Source organism: Alcanivorax sp. (genome assembly GCF_014762765.1).
GTDB lineage: Bacteria > Pseudomonadota > Gammaproteobacteria > Pseudomonadales > Alcanivoracaceae > Alcanivorax.
Genome location: NZ_JABURH010000110.1, coordinates 1 through 3128, shown reverse-complemented (window position 1 = coordinate 3128; position 3128 = coordinate 1). Strand labels below are relative to the sequence as shown.

The 3128-nt window shown below is 60.7% G+C and carries 3 protein-coding genes; 2 read left to right on the top strand and 1 reads right to left on the bottom strand.

Going from position 1 to position 3128, the window contains the following annotated elements:
- Nucleotides 1-6: 6 nt before the first annotated feature.
- Nucleotides 7-918, bottom strand: a complete 912-nt coding sequence (locus HUJ17_RS06815) for an AraC family transcriptional regulator (RefSeq protein ID WP_290509986.1) — start codon at nucleotides 916-918, stop codon at nucleotides 7-9.
- 104 nt (nucleotides 919-1022) lie between these two features.
- Between HUJ17_RS06815 and HUJ17_RS06810 the strand changes: the two genes are divergently transcribed.
- Complete coding sequence (locus HUJ17_RS06810) at nucleotides 1023-2519, top strand: CoA-acylating methylmalonate-semialdehyde dehydrogenase (RefSeq protein ID WP_290509985.1); 1497 nt, start codon at nucleotides 1023-1025, stop codon at nucleotides 2517-2519.
- A gap of 118 nt (nucleotides 2520-2637) precedes the next feature.
- Nucleotides 2638-3128: acyl-CoA dehydrogenase family protein (locus HUJ17_RS06805; protein ID WP_290509984.1), on the top strand; the 491-nt coding region annotated here is incomplete at its 3' end.

Genomic DNA, 3128 nt, shown 5'->3' with positions numbered 1-3128 from the left:
ATCGGCCTAATGCCCCCGCTCCCGACGATACCGTTGCGGCGAAATACCCATCACTTTTTTAAACAATCGCGAAAAATAATAGGGGTCGTCATAGCCGAGCCAGGCGGCAATCTGCGCCACGGTATCGTCGCTGATATCGAGCAAATAGCAGGCATGGCTTACCTTGATGCGTTGAAACGCCTGCATGGGTGTTTGCCCGGTCTGGCGTTTGTATTCACGAATAAAGTGGTAGCGCGAAAGCTCACTGGTGGCGTCCACCAGTTCGTCAAGATTGAGCCGGCGGGTGAGGGCGGTTTGCAGGTAGCTGTTGACCCGGTTGATATCCAGAGATGCGTGGCGGGTGGTGTGCTGGCGGCGCATCAGCGCGGCAAAGGCCAGCAGACTGCGCAACAGGTTGGCCGCGTAGACCAGGTGCTCCGGCTGCACCCGGGTGACGGCGGCGAGCAGGGCCTGAAATTCCTCCGCCAACCGCGAATGCACCCCCACCGTTACCCGGTAACGCTCGGGGCTGTCTCCGGCAATTTCGTCAAAATAAAGCGGCGCTTCATCGCCACCCAGATGCACCCAGTAAATGCTCCAGGGGTCGCTGTCATCAGCCTGGTAGTGATGCGCCAGGCCTGCCGGCAACAGCAACAGGTCACCGGCCAGGACCGGTAATGTCCTGCCATTGACCTGCAATTGGCCTTGACCTGCGACACAGTAAATCAACAGATTATCTGCCGGCTGAGCCCGCAACATGCGGTGTCCGCCGGCATGGGGGTAGTAGCCGACGCCATGAGGCAGGCAGCCGCGGCAAAGGGGATGTGCGGTCATGGTGGCCAGCACCGCCGGCGGAATCACCGTGCGCTGACCGGTATCCGGCAAAGGCCAGCGGGAGGTTTCCGCCGGGTGCTCACCGGTTGTAATCGAAAGGCTCATAAACAGCAATATAGTCCATCTTGCATCAAAAGTGGCTATCTCTATACGTTTGCTGCTGTGCTACAAAGGAAGCCATACCGACAATACTTGCGTGGAGAGCTGTCATGACCCGTCGTCTGCCCCTGCTGATCAATGGCGAATTCGTTGCCAGCCATACCGACCAGTGGATCCCGGTGACCAACCCGGCCACCCAGGCCGTGCTGTGCGAAGCTCCGGCGGCCACCGCCGGCGAAATGGAGCAGGCCATCGCCTCCGCCAAGGCTGCCTTTGCTGACTGGAAGGAAGTGCCGGTGTCCGAGCGGGCGCGGCTGATGCTGCGTTACCAGGCCCTGCTCAAGGAGCACCAGGAAGAGATTGCCGAGATCCTCAGCCAGGAAACCGGCAAGACCTTCGAGGATGCCAAGGGGGATGTGTGGCGCGGTATCGAAGTGGCCGAGCAGGCCGCCAACATCGCCTCGCTGATGATGGGCGAAACCATGGGCAATGTGGCACGAAGCATCGACAGCCACTCCTGGACCCAACCCCTGGGCGTTTGCGCGGGCATTACCCCGTTCAACTTCCCGGCCATGATCCCCCTGTGGATGTTCCCCCTGGCCATCGCCGCCGGTAACACCTTCGTGCTCAAACCTTCCGAGCAGGACCCCATGACCCCCAACCGCCTGGCGGAGCTGTTCCAGCAAGCCGGTGCCGCGCCGGGGCTGCTGCAGGTGGTCCATGGTGGCAAGGAGCAGGTGGATACCCTGCTGACTCACCCCGACATCAAGGCCGTGTCCTTCGTGGGCTCGGTGCCGGTGGGACAGCACGTGTACCGCACCGCCACCGAGCATTTGAAACGGGCCCAATGTTTTGCCGGTGCCAAGAACCATATGGTGATCATGCCGGATGCGAAAAAAGAACAGGTGATCAGCAGCCTGGTGGGCTCCTCATGTGGCGCGGCAGGCCAGCGTTGCATGGCCATCAGCGTGGCGGTGTTTGTGGGCGATTCCAAAGCCTGGATCGATGAACTGAAAGACGAGTTCGCCAAGATTCGCCCGGGCGCCTGGAACGATCCCGATGCCGCCTACGGCCCGCAGATCAGTCCCCAGGCCAAACAGCGTGTGCTCACCCTGATCAAGCAGGGCAAGGAAGAGGGCGCGAACTGTTTGCTGGATGGTTCCGAGTGCACCGTGGATGGCCTGCCGGACGGCAACTGGGTGGGACCCACCCTGTTTTCCGGTGTGACCCCGGACATGTCCATCTACCGGGAAGAAATCTTCGGCCCGGTACTCTGCTGCGTCACCGTGGATACCCTGGAAGAGGCGTTGGAGCTGGTCAACAACAGCCCCTACGGCAACGGCACCTCCATCTTCACCGCCTGCGGCGCTGCGGCGCGCAAATACCAGCATGAAGTGGAAGTGGGGCAGGTGGGTATCAACGTGCCGATTCCGGTGCCGCTGCCGTTCTTCAGCTTTACCGGCTGGAAAGGCTCGTTCTACGGTGACCAGCACGCCTATGGCAAACAGGCGGTGCGCTTCTACACAGAAACCAAGACCGTCACCAGTCGCTGGTTCGATTCCGATATTCCGGCGGCCGGGCCAAACATGAGTATCAATTTGAAGTGACGGGATTCTCCGTAGGAGCGTCGCTGGCGGCGCGATTCCAGCGTCAGGTTATCGCGCCGCCAGCGACGCTCCCGGGGCAGGGTCTTGAATGATGAAAAGGTCTTGAAAGGATCAACGCGTGGACTTTTCTTTTAGCGAAGAACAAATCGCCTTCCGCGAAACGGCCAGACAGTTTTCTGAAAAAGCGCTGGCGCCTTTCGCCGCAGAATGGGATGCAAGCAGCCTCTTTCCCAAAGACGCCATTCGCGAAGCCGGGGCATTGGGGTTCTGTTCCCTGTACTGCGATGAAGAGCACGGCGGCATGGGGCTGAGCCGACTGGATGCGGCGCTGATCTTCGAGCAACTCTCCCAGGGCTGCACCTCGACCACGGCTTTCATCACCATCCACAACATGGCCACCTGGATGCTCACCCGGTTTGGCAGCGATGCCATCCGGGCGCGCTGGGCGGCGGACCTGATGAGTGGGGAAAAGCTGGCGTCCTACTGCCTTACCGAACCGGGGGCCGGCTCCGATGCGGCCTCGTTAAGCACCACCGCGAAAAAAGACGGTGATGACTATGTGCTGAATGGCGCCAAAGCCTTCATCTCCGGCGCCGGCGATACCGATGT

Coding starts and splice junctions, on each gene's coding strand:
- HUJ17_RS06815 (WP_290509986.1), bottom strand. CDS start 918: ATGAGCCTTTCGATTACAACCGGTGAGCACCCGGCGGAAACCTCCCGC.
- HUJ17_RS06810 (WP_290509985.1), top strand. CDS start 1,023: ATGACCCGTCGTCTGCCCCTGCTGATCAATGGCGAATTCGTTGCCAGC.